This window comes from Niveispirillum sp., from assembly GCF_017996735.1.
Taxonomy (GTDB): Bacteria; Pseudomonadota; Alphaproteobacteria; order Azospirillales; family Azospirillaceae; genus Niveispirillum.
The window spans coordinates 1-19,287 of record NZ_JAGOGJ010000121.1; the positions used below are offsets into that span (position 1 = coordinate 1).

Below are 19,287 nucleotides of genomic sequence, written 5' to 3' on the forward strand. Positions count from 1 at the left end.
TCCCCCGACCATGTCTGGCATCCCAGCGTCGACCGGCTGGTACAAAGTGCCATGCGCCATGTAGCACCGTCACGACTGCTGGGCGTGCTGACCACCGGCATGGGCAATGACGGGGCCGCCGCCCTGGCATCCCTTTATGCGGCGGGCGGGCGCACCATCGCAGAGGCGGAGGAAACGGCCGTCGTCTGGGGCATGCCGGGTGAACTGGTACGGCGTGGCGGCGCCGGTCGCGTGCTGCCTCTGCCCGATATCGCGGCCGCCATCGTCAGGGAGGCCGCCGATGCCGCTGGTCAGGCGTGAACAGACCGCCTCCGGCGGTCCCCACGGCAACGTCCCCTCCCTGTCGTCACAGGATATGGAGCAGCGGCGACAGGCCGCCCTGGCGCTGGCCGGCGATGGCACCGCCCTTCCCCGCCTGGCTGCCGCCCTTGCCGTTGAAACCGCCGCCCCCGTGCGCGAGGCGCTGTTGGACGCCATCGCCGGCATCGGCACGCGGGCGGCGGCCCTGGTGCTGCTGCCCGCGTTGCGGTCGGACGATGCGGGGGTGCGCAATGCCGCCCTGGTGGCGTTGCAGACCATGCCTTCGGTTCTGCCCGGCCTGCTGCCGGACCTGCTGATCGATGGGGACAGCGATGTGCGTGTCCTCGCGGCGGAACTGGCGCGCGCGCTGCCGCCGGTGGAAGCGACCGGAATACTCTGCCGCATGCTGGAGGGGGAAACACACGCCAATGTTTGCGGCGCGGCCATGGACGTGCTGGCCCAGGTGGGAACGGCTGATGCCTTGCCCTGCCTTCAGGTGGTGGCTGACCGTTTCGCCGGAGACGCGTTCATTGGTTTCGCGGCGCGCACCGCCATGGCCCGGATACGGGGATGAGAGCCATGATGCCGACAGCTCCGCCCAAGGACAGCGCCATCACCATCGGCGATGCGGAGTTCGACCGTATCTGCGATTTCCTCTATCGCCGGACCGGCATGATCTTCGGCGAGGTCAAACGCCATTATGTCGATCGCCGGCTGCGGGAACGGATCGAAGCCAGCGGGCATGACAGTTTCCGCGACTATTTCACCATGATGCTGGCCGACACCGATGAATATGAGCGGCTGGTCAGCAGCTTCACCATCAACGAAACATATTTCTATCGCGAGGAATATCAGTTCCGCTGCCTTACGACATCGGTCCTGCCCCTGGTGACGCAGCACAAGCGGCGGGGCGATACGATCCGCCTCTGGTCCCTGCCCTGCGCCACGGGCGAGGAACCCTATTCCATCGCCATCTGGCTGTTGGAAAACTGGGCCAGCGTCGATGACTGGCAGGTGGAAATCGTGGGATCGGACATCGATACCACCGCCCTGCGCACGGCGGCAGCGGGCCTTTATGGCGCACGTTCCCTGATGCGGCTGCCAACGTCGGTGACGGACCGTTACTTCACCCGGACGGAGGATGGGCATTTCCAGTTGATACCCGATCTCTGTTCCTCCATCCGCTTCACCCGGGTCAATGTGATGGACCGGGCGGCAATGGCGGCGCATGGCCGGTTCGACGTCATCCTGTGCCGCAACATGTTGATCTATTTCGATGACAAATCCCGTCGCGAGGCGATCGGCAACATGTATGACTGTCTGGTGGATGGCGGCTTCATCTTCCTGGGACATGCGGAATCCATGAGCCGCGTATCGTCGCTGTTCCAGGTCCGCCGCTTTGACGAGACCATCCTCTATCAGAAGAACACGGAGACGGCCCATGGCTGATGAAGGGCTGCCCTTCTTGCGTCGCCAGGGCGAGAGCCGGCAGGTGCTGATCGTCGATGACGGCAGCCTTGTCCGGCTTTATTACCGTGGCATCCTGGAACAGGCGGGCTTCATCGTGGCAGAGGCCATCAATGGCGTGGAAGCGATGGAGAAGGTGCTGTCGGCGCGCTTCGATCTGCTGGTGGTCGATATCAACATGCCGCAGATGGACGGCCTGGCCTTTCTTCGCACCCTGCGCGCCACGCCCGTCGTCGCCTCCTTGCCCGTGCTGATCGCCAGCACCGAGGCGGGCCCCCAGGACCGCGCCGCCGCACGCGCGGCCGGGGCCAATCATTACCTGACCAAGCCAGTGGCGGACACGGACCTTCTGCTCCACGCAGCGCTGCTGACGGGGGCGCCGGCATGACCAGCCTGCTCGACCAGTTCATGATCGAAGGCCGCGCCCTGGTCCAGGAGGCCAGCGACGCGTTGCTCTCCCTGGGCCAGGGGGGCGACGACCGGACGGAACTGGGCGTGATCTTCCGAGCCTTTCACACATTGAAGGGTTCGTCCGGCCTTTTCGATGCCAGACCCATGACCCGCCTGTTGCATGAGGCGGAGGAATTGCTGGCCCGCACCGATGAGCAGACGGAGATTGTGGGCCCTGCCCTGGTCGACCTGCTGCTGACCTGCCTGGATCAAGTGGCCGGCTGGCTGGATGACCTGGAACGCGACGGTGTGCTGCCGGCGTCGGCGGACCTGGCGGCAGACACCCTGATCCGTCAGATCGGCGGCCAGCAGGATAAAACTGATGATGCCGCCCCGGCGCTGGCCGTGGACAGATGCCTGGAGTTGATCACGCCGGCGGAACGTCAGGCGGCGCTTTCCCTTCACCGCGCCCTGCCCGACAGCGCCATCCATCTGATCTCCTATCGCCCCTTGCCGGGGTGCTTTTTCAACGGCGACGACCCGTTGCGCCTGTTCCGCGACCTGTCCGGGCTGGCTGCCCTGCATATCGACACGGATGATGCCGGCCCGCTGGACAATCTGGACCCGTTCACCTGCACCCTTTCCTTCACGGCCCTTGTGGTGGGCGATGATGGCTGGCGGGATATCTTCCGCCTGTGCGGGGATCAGGTCCGCAGCGCAGTGCTGCCGGCATCGGCCCTGGCAACAGGCGGCGGGCAGGACGCGATCGCCGCGATTCTGGCCGAACAGGCGCTGATGCTGACGGTGGCCGACGCCCCACCCGCCGGGCTGGCGGGGCGTATCGCCGCGGCCGCCACCGTGGCCGCCAATATCATGACCCATGAGGGGCGCGACGCGGACAAGGCGATGATCATCAAGGCCGGACGGGACGCGCTGGCGCTGAATGATGCCGCCCCGCTGCTTCAGGCCTTGAATAGCCTGGGTTCCGGGCGGGATGCCCTGCCCGCCCCCAGTTCCCCTGCCCCGGCGGCCAGCATGCCGCGATTGCTGCGCGTGTCGGAGGACAGGGTCGATCGGCTGGTGCGGCTGTCGGGAGAGTTGGGCCTGATCCAGAACCATCTGGGCTGGCTGACGCGGGAGCGGGGCGAGGACCGGGAACTGCACCAGCTTGGCACCAGCCTGGAACGGCTGACACGAGAGCTTCGGGCAGCTGTCCTTTCCATCTCCATGATGCCGGTGGGTGACGTCTTCCAACGCTTTCCCCGTCTGGTCCGCGACCTGTCGATCCGCCTGGGCAAGCCGGCGCGGTTGGTGATGGAGGGCGCGCGCACGGAGGCCGAGAAGGCGGTGGTGGAACTGCTGCCCGAACCGCTGCTGCATCTGGTGCGCAACGCGCTGGATCACGGGATCGAAGTGGCGGCGACACGCAAGGCCGCCGGCAAACCGGAAACCGCCACCATTACCCTGCGTGCCTTTCAACAGGGCGGGCGGCTGCTGGTGGAGGTGACCGACGATGGAGGGGGCATCGACACCGCCGCCATCCGCCGCCGTGCGGTCGCCCGCGGCCTGCTGAGCGCGGCGGAGGCGGCAGCCCTGTCCGAAACCGACGCCTTGCAACTGGTCTTCGCCCCCGGCCTTTCCACGGCCAGTACCCTGTCTGATCTATCGGGCCGCGGCGTGGGCATGGACGCGGTGCGCGCTGCGGTGGACAAGGCAGGCGGCGGCGTGACGCTGCGCAGCACGCCTGGCGCCGGCACCACCATCACCCTGTCCCTGCCCCTGACCCTGTCGTCGCTGCGGCTGCTGGTGGTGGAGGTGGCGGGCCTGCGGCTGGGCTTGCCCATGGACATGGTGCTGGAAACCGTGCGCCTGCCGCGCGGCCATATCAACCGCATGCGCGGCCGTGACATATTCACGTGGCGCGACCGCGTGGTGCCGCTGGTATCGCTCGCCGGACTGCTTGACCTGGAAGCGCCGCCACCGGCGCCGGAGGCCCGCGTGCTGCTGGTGGAGATCAATGGCAGTCCCGTGGGGGTGGAGGTCGACGGACTGGGGGAACGCATGGACGCGGTCCTGCGGCCCATGGATGGCATCCTGGCCGGGCTTTCCGCCTATCTGGGCACAGTGCTTCTGGGGGATGGGACGGTGCTGCTGGTGATCGACCTGAAAGGGATCGTGCGATGACCGTTGCATTTACTGATGGAACGATCTGCCTTCTCAAGGATTGTATATTAGATGAGGCTGAATCGCTTCTCCAACTGCTGCTGGATCATCCGGACGCGGCTATCGACTGGTCGGGCTGCACCGGCATGCACAGTGCCGTGCTGCAGGTGGCTATGGCCGGCCGGCGGCGGATGGTAGGACAGCCCGCCGATGACTTCCTGCGCCGCTGGGTGGGGCCGGCGCTGGCGGCCCCTGCGGAAGGGCCGGCCATCAGGCCGGAAAAAAATGATCAATCTGTCGTATCGATATGATGGGAAGAGGAAGAGATGGGGCGCAAGGTTCTGATAATTGATGACAGCAAGCTGGCCCGTATGCTGGTTGCAGGGATCATGTCGCGCCTGCAGCCGGAATGGGGGCTGGTGGAAGCCGCCAACGCCATCGAAGCGCTGGCCCTGATCGATGGCGGCGATATCGACATCGTGCTGGTCGATTTCAACATGCCCGACATTGACGGCCTGGAACTGCTGACACAACTGCGCCAGAAGCATCCCGCCATGCCGGTCGCCGTCATCTCCGCCAATGCCCAGCAGGGCATCGTCGCCCGCACCCATGCACTGGACGCGGCCTTCATCGAGAAGCCCTTGAAAGATGAAACGCTGCGGCCCTTCCTGGCCGGTGCCGATCTGAAACTGAAGCGGGCCCGCCCATGACCACCTCATTCCCGGAACTGGGCGAGATCGAGCGCGACGCGCTGACCGAGATCGTCAATATCGGGGTCGGTCGCGCGGCCCGGCGACTTGCCGACATGATCGGTGAGACGGTGCAACTGTCCGTGCCCCGTGTGGAACTGCTGACGCGTGATGTCGCGGCCAATCTGCTGGACCAGCGCGGCAGTACCGGACTGGTCTCCGTGGGACAGGATTTCCAGGGCGCCTTCTCCGGTCAGGCCCTGCTTCTGTTCCCCGAGACCAACAGCCTGGAACTGGTCCGCGCCGTCGTCGGCGAGGGCATGGCGCTGGACGAGATCATCGCCCTGGAACAGGGTGCGCTGGCGGAGATCGGCAACATCATCCTGAATGGCTGTCTTGTCTCCATCGCCAACCTGCTGCGCCTTGACCTGACCATGTCGCTTCCGCGCGTCCTGCGCGGATCGGGCCGCACCATCCTGGCCGTGGAAAACGGGGAGCCGGAGCCGGCCCTGTTCCTGACCATCGATTTCAGCGTCGCATCGCGTAATATCAACGGTTACATCGCCCTTCTGATGGATCTGCCATCCTTGTCCGTGCTACGCCAGTTGATTGACGAATTCATTGCCACCATCGTCCAGGGAGAGAAACCTTGACGACAGGGGTATCAGACATGGCAGACAAAGTTGCTGCGGCGCTGGTCGACCGGGTCGGCGGCGGTCTGATCCTGGTTGACCCCGCGCAAAGAGTCCGGCTGTGGAACCGCTGGATGGCGCAGGCCACCCCGCTGCCTGTCGAAAACCTGCTGGGCCGCTGCCTGTGGGACCTGTTCCCCGGCCTGCGCAACACACGTCTGGGCGTCGCGGTCGATGAGGCGCTGACCACCGGCACCTCCAGCTTCCTGACCCATAATCTCAACGCCCGACTGCTGCCGCTGTTCAAACCCGATGGGCGCCAGTTGCTGTACGATACCAGCGTGCAGCCCTTCGACATGGAGGGTGAGCGCTGGTGCTTCATCCAGTTGGATGACCAGACCGCCAATATCGAGCGTGAGCGCGCCCTGCGCGAACGGGGCGAGGCCCGCTACCGTGCCGTCGTCGATGCCGCGCCGGAGGTCATCGTCACCACGGACAGTGCTGGCGTCATCCAATGGATCAACGGCGCCGTCACCCGCCATTTCGGCTATGAGCCGCAGGATGTTGTTGGACATCCCATCGCCTTGCTGCTGGAGAATGCCGGGGCCGATCTCTGGCCGCGCGGGCAGAGCGAGCGCGCCGGTGAAGGCGGCATCCCGCTGGAGGCAACAGGCCGGCGCAAGGATGGCAGCACCTTTGATCTGGAAATCTCCATCGGTCGCTGGACCAGCGAGCAGCGCCTGTTCCGGACCGGCATTCTGCGCGATGTGACGGAGAGAAAGCGCGTCGATGCCGAACTACGCCACCTGAACGCGACCCTGGAGGCGCGTGTGGAGGAGCGGACGGCCGCCTTGCGGGCGGAAGCGGCACAGCGGGCGCGGGTGGAAGAAACCTTGCTGCAAAGCCAGAAGATGGAAGCCGTGGGCCAGTTGACCGGCGGCATGGCCCATGATTTCAACAATCTGCTGCAGGCGCTTCAGGCCTGTTTGCAAATGGTGGGGCGCCGCACCAAGGGCATGCCGGAAGTTCAACCCTTGCTGGATGCGGGCCGCCAGGCCGTGGATCGCGGCGCCAGCCTGGTCCGCCAATTGATGAGCTTCGCACGCAAGCAGGCGCTGATCGCCGAGCCTTTCGACGTGCGGGAGCGGCTGCTGGGCATGCGTGTCATCCTGGATCGGGCGTTGCGGGCGGATATCCGCCTGCAGATGGATATCCACGCCGATACCTGGAACATCCTGGGCGACCCGACCCAGTTCGAACTGGCCGTGCTGAACCTTGTCGTCAATGCCCGCGACGCGATTTCTGCCGACGGGATGGTCGTTGTGTCCGCCGGGAACCGGACCCTGGACGGGACAGATGCCAAGGGACTGCGGGGCGAGTACGTGGAAATCAGCGTGAGCGACAATGGCGTCGGCATGTCGCCGGAAATCTCATCGCGCATCTTCGAACCGTTCTTCACCACCAAATCCGTGGGCAAAGGCACGGGGTTGGGGCTGGCGCAGGTCTATGGTTTCTGTGAACAATCCGGCGGCACCGTGACAGTGGTCAGCACGCCCGGTTCAGGCACACATATCAGCCTGTTCCTGCCCCGCTCCATTGCCGCGATGGGCGAGGACAGCGCCCGCATCTCCCAACCCGCCAAAGGCGAAGGCGCCGTCGTGCTGCTGGTGGAGGATGATCCCATCGTGCTGCCCGTGGTGAAGGCGGCGCTGGAGGATCTGGATTATGTCGTCCACCACGCGTCCACCGGTGACGAGGCCCTGCGCCGGCTGACCGAAGGCGAAGCAGTCGACATCCTGTTCACCGATCTGGTGATGCCGGGCCATACCAGCGGCATTGCCCTGGCCCACCAGGCCCGGAAACTGCGCCCGGACCTGCCCATCGTGCTGACCACCGGATATAGCAGCGAGTTGTCGCGGGAGAGCGAGTTCCGGCTGCTGGCCAAGCCCTATCAGGTCGAAGATATCGCCGCGATGTTCGAAGCGGAATTGAAGCGTCGTCAACGGAGCAACTGACCTGAAGCCGCTCTAGCACTTTTGGCGGGCGGTCATCGACTGTTTGTCACGGGGCTTCTCGACTGAACGCGCTATCAGTGACCAGGCGGGGTCGATGCTATGGTCACGCCTGTCAAAATCGCTGCACCCAGGGCCGGTTGGGTTTTCCGCGCCGATATCGATGGTTGAGGATGATCAGGGTCCTGCCTTGGCGGCGGCCCGAACCACCGGGTTCATCCAGCCAACCGGGGATAGAGGCTCATCGACAGCACGCCCGGCAAGGACACGATCATGACGCTCGACCAGCCCCGCTCCGGCGTCCAGGAGACTGCCACAATGTCAGAGACCACGAAAAACAACGCTCAATCCGGTTTCGGAACGATCCTGGTGGTCGAAGATGAAGCGCTTGTACGAATGGCGCTGGTCGAAAGCCTCAGCGATCTGGGGCATGAGGTTCTGGAGGCACAGGACGGGCATGCCGCGCTGGATATCCTGCACGGGCCGGTCCACCTGGACCTGTTGATCACCGACCTTGGCCTTCCCGGCATGGATGGGCGGCAGGTTGCCGCGGCCGGCCGCAAACGCCAACCGGACCTGAAGGTCCTGTTCCTGACCGGTTATGGGGATAATCCCGACATCCGGCGCGAACTGGGCCCCAATACACAACTGGCCGGCAAACCCATTGGGTTCCGCACCTTGATGGCCCAGGTGAATTCGCTGCTGAACCTGCCGGCCCGTCCGGCTGCGGCTCTTTAACGGTAAGGTGGCTCTTGTCTTCGCATCCCGGACTGCCGACTGAAACGATACAAGCGTTGCGCGGCTTCGGGCGCGCGGCGGGCGGGGCTCTGATCTTTTCCCTGCCCATGTTGATGACGATGGAAATGTGGTGGCTGGGCCTTTACATGGACCGGCCGCGCCTGCTGCTGCTGTTTCTGACGTCGCTGCCGCTGTTGGTTCTGCTGTCGCACCATATCGGATTCGAACGTACGACCTGTTGGCGCGACGATATCGTCGACGCGCTGACCGCGCTCGGTATCGCGGCGATCATGTGCACGAGCCTGCTGATCCTGTTCGGCACCATCACCAACGAAACTCCACCACAGGAAGCGGTGGGCAAGATCGTGATCCAGATGATCCCCGCCGCCATCGGCGCGCTGCTGGCAAAAAGCGAGTTCGGCTCCCCGTCCGGAACGGATGATGATGAGAATCCGCAGAGCAAAAGGCAGGAAACCTATGGCGGCGAACTGTTCCTGATGGGGGTCGGCGCCCTGTTCCTGGGCTTCAACCTGGCGCCAACGGACGAGATGCTGCTGATCTCCTATCAGATGTCGGAGGTCCACGCGCTGGTACTGGTCGCCTGTTCGCTGGTGCTGATGCACGGCTTCGTCTTTGCCGTTGGTTTTGCGGGCGGGTCGCAGATTTCGGCCGGCGAGCCATGGTGGAGCAGCTTCACGCGCTTCACCCTGCCGGGCTATGTGATCGCCCTGGGCATCAGCCTTTATACCCTGTGGATTCTCGGACGTATCGACGGCCTGCACCTTGATAGCTTGGTGATGGCCACGGTCGTCCTGGGCTTCCCGTCCGCCATCGGCGCCGCTGCGGCACGGCTTATCCTGTGAGGTTGGAAATGGACGCGGAAATGAAGGACCGCCGCCAGCGGGCCGTGGAATGGACCGTCGGCGCGCTGTCGGGCGTGCTGGTGCTCTGCCTGATCCTGTTCCTGGGTCACGAGGCCGTGTTCGGGGAGGTACAGCCCGCGAGGCTGGTGGTCTCCATCGCCGAGATTGAGCCGATGGACGGCGGCACGATGGTGACGGTCACCGTGATGAACCAGGGTGATAAGGCCGCCGCCGCCGTCACCGTCAATGCCTCTCTGAAAGAGGCAACGGCACCCGACAAACAAATCGAGTTCGACTATATCGCCGCCCACGCGGTCCGGCGCGGCGCCTTCCTTTTCCCGCACCCGGTCAATCACACGGTACTGGACATACAAATCGGGGGATTCACGGAGTTATAGGCGCCAACACCGGAAGGCGTGGGCCGCTCCCATCAGTGCTGACAATACCATCGGTCAAGAATTTGGGCCGATGGTATTGCCTGGGCAAGCAGGGTCCCACCCGAATCACACAGACCAAGAGAGAGAAAGCGGACACGGTGTAGGCGATGAGAGCCTTGTTTCAGAACGGAATCTCATCATCCAGGTCGGCAGCCGGGCTGGGACGGGCGGCAGCCGAGCCGCCGCGCGATGCACCACCGCGATTGCCGCTGCCGCCACCATAATCGCCGCCGCCCCCGCCATAGGAGCCACCGCCACCATAGCCGCCACCACCGCCACCGCCGCCATAATCAGCGCCGCGGTCATCATAACCGCCGCCACCGCCGCCCATGCCACCGCCACCCTCACGCCCATCCAGCAGCGTGAGTTCGCCGCGGAACTGGCGCAGAACGACTTCGGTCGTGTAGCGCTCCTGCCCCTGCTGGTCCTGCCACTTGCGGGTTTCCAACTGGCCTTCGACATAGACCTTGCTGCCCTTCTTCAGGAACCGCTCGGCAATACCCACCAGATTTTCATTGAAGATCACAACACTGTGCCACTGCGTACGCTCCTGGCGTTCGCCCGTGCCGCGATCCTTCCAGGTTTCCGACGTCGCGATACGCAGGGTGCAGACCTTGCCACCGTTCTGAAGCGACCGGACCTCCGGTTCCTTACCCAGGTTGCCGATCAGGATGACCTTGTTGACGCTGCCCGCCATGGTGTCGCTCTTTCGCAAATAGGGAACGGCGGCGGAAGTCGCCCACCACCGGATGGCTCGCAGCCTACACGCAGCCCCCGCCCCGGTTCTACAAGTTTATAGGGAACAATACAAGAACATTGCTTTCCATGTCCGAACGAGGCATTGTCAACCCCGTATCGCACGCGGTTTCACGGAACCACCATGAACGACCAGCCCTTCGCCGAAGCCGAACAGGCCTTGCGCACGCATGCCCTGACCCTGCCCGAAACGGCGGAGGAATTCCCGTGGGGAGAGCGCGTGATCAAGGTGCGGGGTAAGATATTCATCTTCTTGAATCATTATGAAGGCGCGCTGCGTGTCAGTCTGAAACTGCCCCATTCGCGCGACTTCGCGCTGGACATGCCCGGCACCGCACCGACAGGTTACGGGCTTGGCAAGGCCGGCTGGGTGACCTTCCGGTGGAGACAGGGCGATGACGTCGATGTCGAACGACTGCGCCATTGGACGCTGGAAAGCTATCGGGCCGTGGCACCCAAGCGCCTGTCAGCCCTGTTGACGACATGAGGGGGGCGCGCCAACGCGCCCTTTTCAAACCAGCCGCATCGCCTATCCTTAACCGCACCGCAGCATCAGCCCGCTCCACGGGACAGAAAGCCGAAGACCCACCGCGATGAACAAGCATATCTCCGTCCGTGGCGCCCGCGAGCATAACCTGAAGAATGTCGATGTCGACCTGCCGCGCGACAGCCTTGTCGTGATCACCGGCCTGTCGGGGTCGGGCAAATCCTCCCTGGCTTTCGACACGATCTATGCCGAGGGGCAGCGCCGCTATGTGGAAAGCCTGTCGGCCTATGCGCGGCAGTTCCTGGAACTGATGCAGAAGCCCGATGTGGACAGCATCGAGGGCCTGTCGCCCGCCATCTCCATCGAACAGAAGACGACCAGCCGCAATCCCCGCTCCACCGTCGGGACGGTGACGGAGATTTACGATTATATGCGCCTGCTGTTCGCGCGCATCGGTGTCCCCTACTCCCCCGCCACGGGCCTGCCCATCGAAAGCCAGACGGTCAGCCAGATGGTGGACCGCATCCTGTCCATGCCGGAGGGCACACGCCTTTATCTTCTGGCCCCCATCGCGCGCGGCAAGAAGGGGGAGTTCAAGAAGGAACTGGCGGAGTTGCGCAAGCGCGGGTTCCAGCGCGTAAAGATCAATGGCGAAATGTACGAGATCGAGGACGCCCCCAGCCTCGACAAGAAGCTGAAGCATGATATCGAGGTGGTGGTCGACCGGTTGAAGGTACAGGCCGACCTGGGCAACCGGCTGGCGGATTCGATCGAAACCGGTCTGGAACTGTCCGACGGGCTGATCTTCGCGGAGAATGCCGACAATGGCGAACGGACGGTGTTTTCCGCCAAGTTCGCCTGCCCCGTCAGCGGCTTCACCATTGAGGAGGTGGAACCCCGCCTGTTCAGCTTCAACAATCCGTTTGGCGCCTGCCCTGCCTGTGACGGGCTGGGGTCGAAGCATTATTTCGATCCGATGCTGGTGGTGCCGGACGAACGGTTGAGCCTGCGGGAAGGCGCCATTGCCCCCTGGGCCAATTCCACCTCACAATATTACCTTCAGACCCTGGAAAGCATCTGCGCCCATTATGGCAGCAAGATCGACACCGCCTGGGAGAAACAGCCTGAAGAGGTGCGGAACTGCATCCTGTTCGGGTCGGGCAAGGTGGCGATCACCATGCGTTATGATGATGGCCTGCGGTCTTATGAGACCAAGAAGCCGTTCGAGGGGGTGGTCAACAATCTCCAGCGCCGGTGGAAAGAAACCGAAAGCGCGCTGGTGCGCGAGGAACTGTCCAAGTACCAGTCGTCACAGCCGTGCGAGGCCTGTAACGGCGCCCGTCTGAAGCCGGAAGCCCTGGCCGTCAAGATCAAGGCCCTGTCCATCGCCGATATCAGCCGCATGTCCATCCGGCAGGCCGGCGAATGGTTTCTGGCCCTTGATCCGCACCTCACACAGAAACAGCGTGACATCGCCGCACGGATTTTGAAGGAAATCAATGAGCGGCTGGGCTTCCTCAACAATGTCGGCCTGGAATATCTGGCACTGGATCGCGCGTCGGGCACCTTGTCAGGCGGGGAGAGCCAACGTATTCGGCTTGCCTCCCAGATCGGGTCGGGCCTGACCGGTGTTCTGTATGTGCTGGACGAACCGTCCATCGGCCTGCACCAGCGGGATAATGACCGGCTGCTGACCACCCTGAAGCGGCTGCGCGACATCGGCAATACCGTCATCGTCGTCGAGCATGACGAGGACGCGATCCGCATCGCCGATTATCTGGTCGATATGGGTCCCGGTGCCGGCGTCCATGGCGGTACCGTGGTGGCGCAGGGAACCCCGGCGGAGGTGATGGCCCATCCGGACAGCCTGACAGCGCAATACCTGTCGGGGCGGCGGCGGATCGAGGTGCCTGATGTGCGCCGCCCCGGCCATCCGGGACAATTCCTGGAGATCACCGGATGCCGTACCAACAATCTGCGTAATGTATCGGCCAAGGTGCCGTTGGGCACCTTCACCTGCGTTACCGGTGTGTCGGGCGGTGGCAAATCGACCCTGGTGATCGAAACGCTGTACAAGGCGCTGGCCAAGAAGCTGATGGGCGCGCGGGAGCATCCGGGGGAGCATGACGCCATCCATGGGCTGGAGAATATCGACAAGGTCATCGATATCGATCAGTCGCCCATCGGCCGCACGCCGCGATCCAACCCCGCCACCTATACCGGTTGCTTCACCCCCATCCGCGACTGGTTCGCCGGCCTGCCGGAGGCGAAGGCGCGCGGCTACGGGCCGGGACGGTTCAGCTTCAACGTCAAGGGCGGTCGGTGCGAGGCGTGCCAGGGCGACGGCGTCATCAAGATCGAGATGCATTTCCTGCCCGATGTCTATGTCACCTGCGATGTCTGCCACGGCAAACGCTATAATCGCGAGACATTGGAGGTCCTGTACAAGGGCAAAAGCATCGCCGAGGTGCTGGACATGACGGTGGAGGAAGGGGCGGAATTCTTCCGCGCGGTCCCCTCCATCCGGGACAAGCTGGAAACGCTGGATCGGGTCGGTCTGGGCTATATTAAGATCGGGCAGCCGGCCACCACCCTGTCGGGGGGCGAGGCGCAGCGTGTGAAGCTGGCCAAGGAACTGGCCCGCCGCTCTACGGGCCGCACCATCTATATCCTGGACGAACCCACCACAGGCCTGCATTTCGAGGATGTACGCAAGCTGCTGGAGGTGCTGCATGCCCTGGTGGACCAGGGCAATACGGTACTGGTGATCGAACACAATCTGGAGGTCATCAAGACCGCCGACTGGGTCATCGACATGGGGCCGGAAGGCGGCAATGGCGGTGGCGAGATCGTGGCGGCCGGTACGCCCGAAAAGGTGGCCAAGACGGCGCGCAGTCACACCGGTCACTATCTGGCACCCTATTTGAAGGTGCCGGCACGCCTGGCCGGATGAATCCCGCCTGACCATGCGCTGCCGGTGCGACCCGGGGTGGGATACAAGGATTGTGTCCCACCCCGATGGTCACTTCCCAGTGACGTGCATGAAATAGAAGCAAAGCGGATACCGGCGCCCTGTTTCACCGGGGTCCGCACAAACCCTGCCCCTAAAGAGTCATGCCGGTAACGCCGTTACCTGAATTGCGCCCTTCCCACAAAAAAACTAAGCTGCAACCCGTGCGCTTCACGCATGGCGGAAGGGACGGTTGCGCCCTTGTATGCGGGGGGTTCAAGGGTTAATTCGGCTTTGGAACATGGGCCGTCCCGCTGCCCATCGGCCCCCGTGCCAGAGCCGGCGCGGGCGTCGTTCAATCGGAGGAAAGCATGGCTGTCAAAGTTGCGATCAACGGGTTCGGGCGTATTGGCCGTCTGGTTCTGCGCGCCCTCATCGAAAGCGGCCGCAAGGATATCGTGGTCGTCGCCATCAACGATCTGGCCGACGCCAATTCCAACGCCCACCTGCTGAAATATGACAGCGTCCATGGCCGTTTCCCCGGCACGGTGGAGGTTGTCGACGGCAATCTGGTGGTCAATGGCCACACCATCCGCTCCGTGCAGCAGCGCGACCCGGCCCAGTTGCCCTGGGGTGAGCTGGGCGTCGACATCGCCCTGGAATGCTCGGGCATCTTCACCTCGCGTGAGGGTGCGTCCAAGCACCTGACCGCCGGCGCCAAGAAGGTCCTGATCTCCGCCCCGGCGACGGACGAGGATCTGACGGTCGTCTATGGCGTGAACCATGACAAGCTGACGGCCGATCACAAGATCGTGTCGAACGCCTCCTGCACCACCAACTGCCTAGCGCCCGTCGCCCATGTCCTGAACCAGGGCATCGGCATCGCCCATGGCTTCATGACCACCATCCACAGCTATACCGGCGACCAGAACACCGTGGACACGTTCCACAAGGATCTGCACCGCGCCCGTGCCGCCGCCCTGAACATCATCCCGACCTCGACCGGTGCGGCCAAGGCCGTGGGCAAGGTTCTGCCGGAACTGAAGGGCAAGCTGGACGGCACCTCGCTGCGCGTTCCGACCCCGAACGTATCGGTCGTCGACTTCAAGTTCGTGGCCAAGCGCAACACGACGGTGGAAGAGGTCAACCAGTTGATCAAGGACGCCGCCGCCGCCGGCCCGCTTAAGGGTATCCTGGGCGCCTATGCCGAGCCGCTGGTGTCCACCGACTTCAACCATGACAGCCACAGCTCGATCTTCGCGCTCAACGAGACGAAGGTCATGGAAGGCAACTTCGTGCGTATCCTGACCTGGTACGACAATGAATGGGGCTTCTCCAACCGCATGGGCGACACCGTCATCGCCATGGCGAACGCGGGCTGATTTCCCGACTGGTCTTTGCCGGTGATCAGGCTATCCTGATCGCTGGCCGGATCGACAACAGGGGCGCCGTTCCGGCGGGAGCGGCGCCCCTGGCTTTTCTTTGAACCCCAAGAGCCACAAGAAAGGGCGGATGGACAATGACCCCCAATGAGATCGCGCGGCTTCAGACCTATCTGCGCAAGAATTTCGGCAACGACAAGATCACCGTGAACCCGCCGGCCAAGAAAGGCCAGCCGGTCGAGGTGACCATCGGGGAGGAGTTCATCGGCACCCTCTACCGCGACGAGGATGATGGCGACGTCTCCTATGCCTTCAACATGACCATCCTGGCCGAAGACCTGCCCAACATCGCCCCGGCGAAGAAGTAAGGCTGGGGTATGCGGGGGCGGATTTGACCGCCCCCCCCTTGCTTACATCACACCCAGATCGCGGGCCGTCAGGTCCAGGGCGCGCTTCGCCAGCCGCGCCACCTCATCCGCTTCCGCCTCTGTCATGGTCAGCGCAGGCGCGTAGACCAGGCTGTCGCGGATGCCGCGCATGATCAGGTTGTTGTGGAAACAATGGTCGCGGGCCATTAGGCCGACCTTGCCCCCGCCGGGAAAACGTTCCCGCGTCCGGCGGTCTTTCACGATCTCGATGGCGCCGATCATGCCCTCTGACCGGATTTCACCAACGATCGGGTGACCGTCCAGCGTCTCCCCCAGCTTTGCGCGCAAATACGGTCCGATGTCCTTACGCGCACGGTCGACCAGCCCCTCCCGCTCGATCACCTCCAGATTGGCCAGAGCCACGGCACAGGCCACGGGATGGCCGGAATAGGTGAAGCCGTGGTAGAATTCGCCCCCCTCATTGATCAAGGTCTCAGCGACCCGGTCGCCCACCATGACGGCGGACAGCGGCACATAGCCCGACGTGATGCCCTTGGCCAATGTCATGAAATCCGGCTTGATGCCGTACCGCTGCGACCCGAACCAATGGCCCAGCCGGCCGAAGCCGCAGATCACCTCATCCGCGATCAGCAGGATGTCGTGTTCCTTGCAGATGCGGTTGATCTCCGGCCAATAGCTGTCGGGCGGGATGATGACGCCGCCGGCACCCTGCACCGGCTCCCCGATGAAGGCAGCGACGTTTTCCGGGCCGATGGAGAGGATCTTCTCCTCCACAGCCCGCGCCGCCAGCCGCCCGAACGCCTCGGCGCTCATCTCCCCCTGCCCTTCGAACGGATAGGGGGCCATGACATGGGTGAAGCCGGGCAGCGGCAGCCCCCCCTGTTCATGCATCACCTTCATGCCGTTCAGCGAGGTCGCGGCCATGGTGGTGCCGTGATAGCCATGTTCACGCCCGATAAAGACCCGCTTTTCCGGCTTGCCCTTCAGGGCCCAGTAATGGCGGGCCATGCGCACGATGGTGTCATTGGCTTCCGACCCGGAATTGGCGAAGAAGGCACGGGACAGGCCCGGCGGCGTCAGTTCCGCCAGCTTGGCCGCCAGCCGCACCGTCGGCTCCGTCGTGGTCTTGAAGAAGCCGTGATAGAAGCTGAGATCGGTCAGTTGCCGATAGGCGGCATCGGCCAGTTCCCGCCGCCCATAGCCGACATTGACACACCACAGCCCGGCCATCGCATCCAGAATGCGCGCCCCCGTACTGTCGGTCAGCCACACGCCGTCGGCATGGGTGATGATACGGGGACCGCCCAGGGCGGCCAGTTCCTGATGATCGGTGAACGGGTGCCAGTGATGGGCACCGGAAAGACGCTTCAATTCTGCGGTGACGGACATGGGTCCAACTCCCGAGTCAGGGGTCGAGGATGCGTGTAATGAACGGCCGTCCCCTCAACCCGGCGGGTTGAACCCGATCCGGGCACAGAGCAGCAGCATCTCTTCCTTGGGTGTGGGGCCATGATAGGTCATGGCGACAGCATAACGCCGACGGGCGGCCGCGTCACGGGGCGGTGGCGCCGTGAAACGCTGTGTCCCATCAAACCGGGGAGCTTCCAACGGGGGCAAAGGATGTTACGACTTCGGACAGACCCCGGCATCGCTCTGTCATAGCTGGGTTGTCACGCACCAACCTTTAAGCCACACAGATTGATATAAACGGATCTCAATCGACATTTTAAAGCATATGCTCTTACCGCATGGCGTTAAGTGACCTTTTCACTTACGACTGCATGAATTTTTTAGACAAGATCGTTTGGCAAAACAAGTTACTTTTACGACTATATACATTTAAAATCAAAAGTATTTGAATTTAACAGACACGAAGCGATCCGTTAACACCGTGTTAAAATAGACCAGCGGCGTTTCCGACCTATCCATTGGTATATTTATTATTGAATATTTTTTGGTCACAGATAATGCCCTTTGACTTCTTTAGCCTGCGGCTTAATCTGCATCGGCCGATAGGGGGCTGCTCGTCAAGCTATCGTTGTTATGTGAAGGGAATCCGCCACATTTTCATACAAGAATTGTGGCTCCACCACCATCAGCCAGGGCACTGAACGTCCAAAAATGGAGAGCTGTATGCGCGCGTTTTCCTCCTCCGCCAAAATTCAGGGCATGGCGTCGTCGAAAGGTGTCCGGGCCGAAGGCTTGCGGGAATTGGCCTTCATCGACACATCCCTTGCTGACTGGTCATGCCTGCGGGGAAACCTGCCCGGCGGGGTGGAATCCGTTCTGATCAATGCCTGTGATGACGGCTTGGCGATCATGGCCGCGACGATGGCGAGTCGACATGATATCGATGCCATCCACATCTTCAGCCATGGGTTCCCCGGTGGTTTCCACCTGGGGGCAACCATCGTGGACAAGGCAGCGCTTGCCGACCGCGGGGCGGACTTCGCCGTCATCGGCGCCGGCCTGTCGATGGCCGGCGACATCCTGATCTACAGTTGTAATGTCGCCGTGGGAGCGGGTGGCGATTTCCTGGAGATGCTGGCGGATCGCACCGGGGCGAATATCCAGGCTTCCTCGACGCTGACCGGTGCTGCCGGGCTTGGGGGCAACTGGGAACTGGATTGGCGCCACGGTCCCGTTGGCACGACGGCCATGCGGATCGAGGCCTATCCGGCGGTGATGTCGCAACCGAGCTACTCCAGCACCAACGGCTATATCAGCGAGAACTTCTTCACCATCGTTTTCGACCAGGATCTGGACGCGACCAATCCGCCGCCCACAAATGCGTTTTCGGTCGCCGTGAACGGTACTGGCGTAACGGTTACCGGCGTCACCGTGAATTCAACGGCCAAGACGGTTGTCGTCAGCATCAGCACGACCCTGCTTGCCGGCGATATTATCGAATTCGCCTATACCGATCCAACCTCTGGCGATGATGCCAATGCCATTCAGGACGTCGCGACCGGATCGGACGCCCTCACTTCAAGCCACACCGCCATTGTGTTCACAACCCGGCCGGGCCCCAGTCAGCCGGTCATTACCAGCGCCACATCGACGAATGACAGCACGCCGGTGATCAGCGGCACCGCGGATGCCGGGGTGACGATCACGCTGACCATCGGCGGCGCCACATTCACGACGACGGCAACGGGTGGCAACTGGAGCATCGATACCGGCACGGCCACCCCGGCCAGCGGTACGTTCAGCCCCAATGCCAATGGCACCAACGCGGTTTCCGTGAAGGCCACGGACGGGTCGAGCAACGATTCCACGGCCGCGACCCAGACGTTGACCATCGACACGACGGCGCCAGGCGCCCCCGTGATCACCAGTGCAACCGCCACCAATGACGGCACCCCGACCATCACGGGGACAGCCGAAGCCGGATCAACGGTGACGCTGACCATTGGCGGCGCCACCTATACGACGACGGCCACGGGCGGCAACTGGAGCATCGATACCGGTTCGGCCACGCCGACCAGCGGCAGCTTCAGCCCCATCACCAACGGCACCAATGCCGTCTCCGCCACGGCAGCGGACGCGGTGGGCAATGTCTCCACGGCCGGCACGCAGACACTGACCATCGATACGATTGCGCCCGGCGCTCCCGTGATCACCAGCGCGGC

Annotated in this window: 19 protein-coding genes; 17 read left to right on the forward strand and 2 right to left on the reverse strand. The window is 63.3% G+C overall.

Features of this window, described 5'->3' with window-relative positions; translation table 11 throughout:
* The 12 genes from KBA48_RS25885 to KBA48_RS25940 form a co-directional block, all read left to right on the forward strand.
* Window positions 1-300, forward strand: a 300-nt coding sequence (locus KBA48_RS25885) for a chemotaxis protein CheB (protein WP_292911582.1), incomplete at its 5' end; no start/stop codon positions are given.
* The gene (locus KBA48_RS25890) at window positions 281-874 is read left to right on the forward strand and encodes a HEAT repeat domain-containing protein (RefSeq protein WP_292911583.1); all 594 of its coding nucleotides are present in this window, start codon (window positions 281-283) and stop codon (window positions 872-874) included. The genes KBA48_RS25885 and KBA48_RS25890, both read left to right, overlap by 20 nt.
* A gap of 5 nt (window positions 875-879) precedes the next feature.
* Entirely contained in the window at window positions 880-1,749 is an 870-nt protein-coding gene (locus KBA48_RS25895) for a protein-glutamate O-methyltransferase CheR (protein ID WP_292911584.1), read from the forward strand.
* Window positions 1,742-2,155: a response regulator gene (locus KBA48_RS25900; RefSeq protein ID WP_292911585.1), complete on the forward strand. Its 414-nt coding sequence runs from the start codon at window positions 1,742-1,744 to the stop codon at window positions 2,153-2,155. The genes KBA48_RS25895 and KBA48_RS25900 overlap by 8 nt, the downstream gene beginning before the upstream one ends.
* Window positions 2,152-4,341, forward strand: a complete 2,190-nt coding sequence (locus KBA48_RS25905; RefSeq protein WP_292911586.1) for a chemotaxis protein CheW — start codon at window positions 2,152-2,154, stop codon at window positions 4,339-4,341. The genes KBA48_RS25900 and KBA48_RS25905 overlap by 4 nt, the downstream gene beginning before the upstream one ends.
* Window positions 4,338-4,631 carry a hypothetical protein gene (locus tag KBA48_RS25910; protein WP_292911587.1) on the forward strand — a complete coding sequence of 98 codons (294 nt, stop codon included), beginning with the start codon at window positions 4,338-4,340 and terminating at the stop codon, window positions 4,629-4,631. Before KBA48_RS25905 ends, KBA48_RS25910 begins: the two co-directional genes overlap by 4 nt.
* Before the next feature lie 15 nt (window positions 4,632-4,646).
* Window positions 4,647-5,030 (forward strand): response regulator, encoded by a 384-nt coding sequence (locus KBA48_RS25915; protein WP_292911588.1) that lies wholly within the window; start codon window positions 4,647-4,649, stop codon window positions 5,028-5,030.
* A complete protein-coding gene (locus KBA48_RS25920) occupies window positions 5,027-5,662 on the forward strand; it encodes a chemotaxis protein CheX (protein ID WP_292911589.1) in 636 nt (211 codons plus the stop codon). Before KBA48_RS25915 ends, KBA48_RS25920 begins: the two co-directional genes overlap by 4 nt.
* Before the next feature lie 17 nt (window positions 5,663-5,679).
* Window positions 5,680-7,656: a PAS domain S-box protein gene (locus KBA48_RS25925; protein WP_292911590.1), complete on the forward strand. Its 1,977-nt coding sequence runs from the start codon at window positions 5,680-5,682 to the stop codon at window positions 7,654-7,656.
* 315 nt (window positions 7,657-7,971) lie between these two features.
* Entirely contained in the window at window positions 7,972-8,391 is a 420-nt protein-coding gene (locus tag KBA48_RS25930) for a response regulator (protein ID WP_292911591.1), read from the forward strand.
* Window positions 8,392-8,447: 56 nt separating this feature from the next.
* A complete protein-coding gene (locus tag KBA48_RS25935; protein WP_292911592.1) occupies window positions 8,448-9,254 on the forward strand; it encodes a TIGR02587 family membrane protein in 807 nt (268 codons plus the stop codon).
* A gap of 20 nt (window positions 9,255-9,274) precedes the next feature.
* The gene (locus tag KBA48_RS25940) at window positions 9,275-9,652 is read left to right on the forward strand and encodes a hypothetical protein (protein WP_292911593.1); all 378 of its coding nucleotides are present in this window, start codon (window positions 9,275-9,277) and stop codon (window positions 9,650-9,652) included.
* A gap of 160 nt (window positions 9,653-9,812) precedes the next feature.
* On the opposite strand, the gene ssb is transcribed toward KBA48_RS25940, so the two are convergent.
* The gene (gene ssb, locus KBA48_RS25945; protein ID WP_292911594.1) at window positions 9,813-10,388 is read right to left on the reverse strand and encodes a single-stranded DNA-binding protein; all 576 of its coding nucleotides are present in this window, start codon (window positions 10,386-10,388) and stop codon (window positions 9,813-9,815) included.
* Window positions 10,389-10,571: 183 nt separating this feature from the next.
* On the opposite strand from ssb, the gene KBA48_RS25950 reads away from it, so the two are divergent.
* The 4 genes from KBA48_RS25950 to KBA48_RS25965 all read left to right on the forward strand — a co-directional run bounded on the left by KBA48_RS25950 (window position 10,572) and on the right by KBA48_RS25965 (window position 15,634).
* Complete coding sequence (locus KBA48_RS25950) at window positions 10,572-10,934, forward strand: MmcQ/YjbR family DNA-binding protein (protein WP_292911595.1); 363 nt, start codon at window positions 10,572-10,574, stop codon at window positions 10,932-10,934.
* A gap of 106 nt (window positions 10,935-11,040) precedes the next feature.
* Entirely contained in the window at window positions 11,041-13,887 is a 2,847-nt protein-coding gene (gene uvrA, locus KBA48_RS25955; protein ID WP_292911596.1) for an excinuclease ABC subunit UvrA, read from the forward strand.
* A 368-nt stretch (window positions 13,888-14,255) separates the two neighbouring features.
* Window positions 14,256-15,266, forward strand: coding sequence for a type I glyceraldehyde-3-phosphate dehydrogenase (gap, locus tag KBA48_RS25960; protein ID WP_292911597.1), 1,011 nt, complete (start codon window positions 14,256-14,258; stop codon window positions 15,264-15,266).
* 137 nt (window positions 15,267-15,403) lie between these two features.
* On the forward strand, window positions 15,404-15,634 hold the full coding sequence (locus KBA48_RS25965) for a DUF3126 family protein (RefSeq protein WP_292911598.1): 231 nt from the start codon (window positions 15,404-15,406) through the stop codon (window positions 15,632-15,634).
* A 42-nt stretch (window positions 15,635-15,676) separates the two neighbouring features.
* Here KBA48_RS25965 and KBA48_RS25970 read toward each other — a convergent pair whose 3' ends face one another.
* Complete coding sequence (locus KBA48_RS25970; RefSeq protein WP_292911599.1) at window positions 15,677-17,044, reverse strand: aspartate aminotransferase family protein; 1,368 nt, start codon at window positions 17,042-17,044, stop codon at window positions 15,677-15,679.
* Between the two features lie 744 nt (window positions 17,045-17,788).
* On the opposite strand from KBA48_RS25970, the gene KBA48_RS25975 reads away from it, so the two are divergent.
* Window positions 17,789-19,287 (forward strand): DUF4347 domain-containing protein (locus tag KBA48_RS25975; RefSeq protein WP_292911600.1); only part of this gene is annotated, 1,499 nt, incomplete at its 3' end.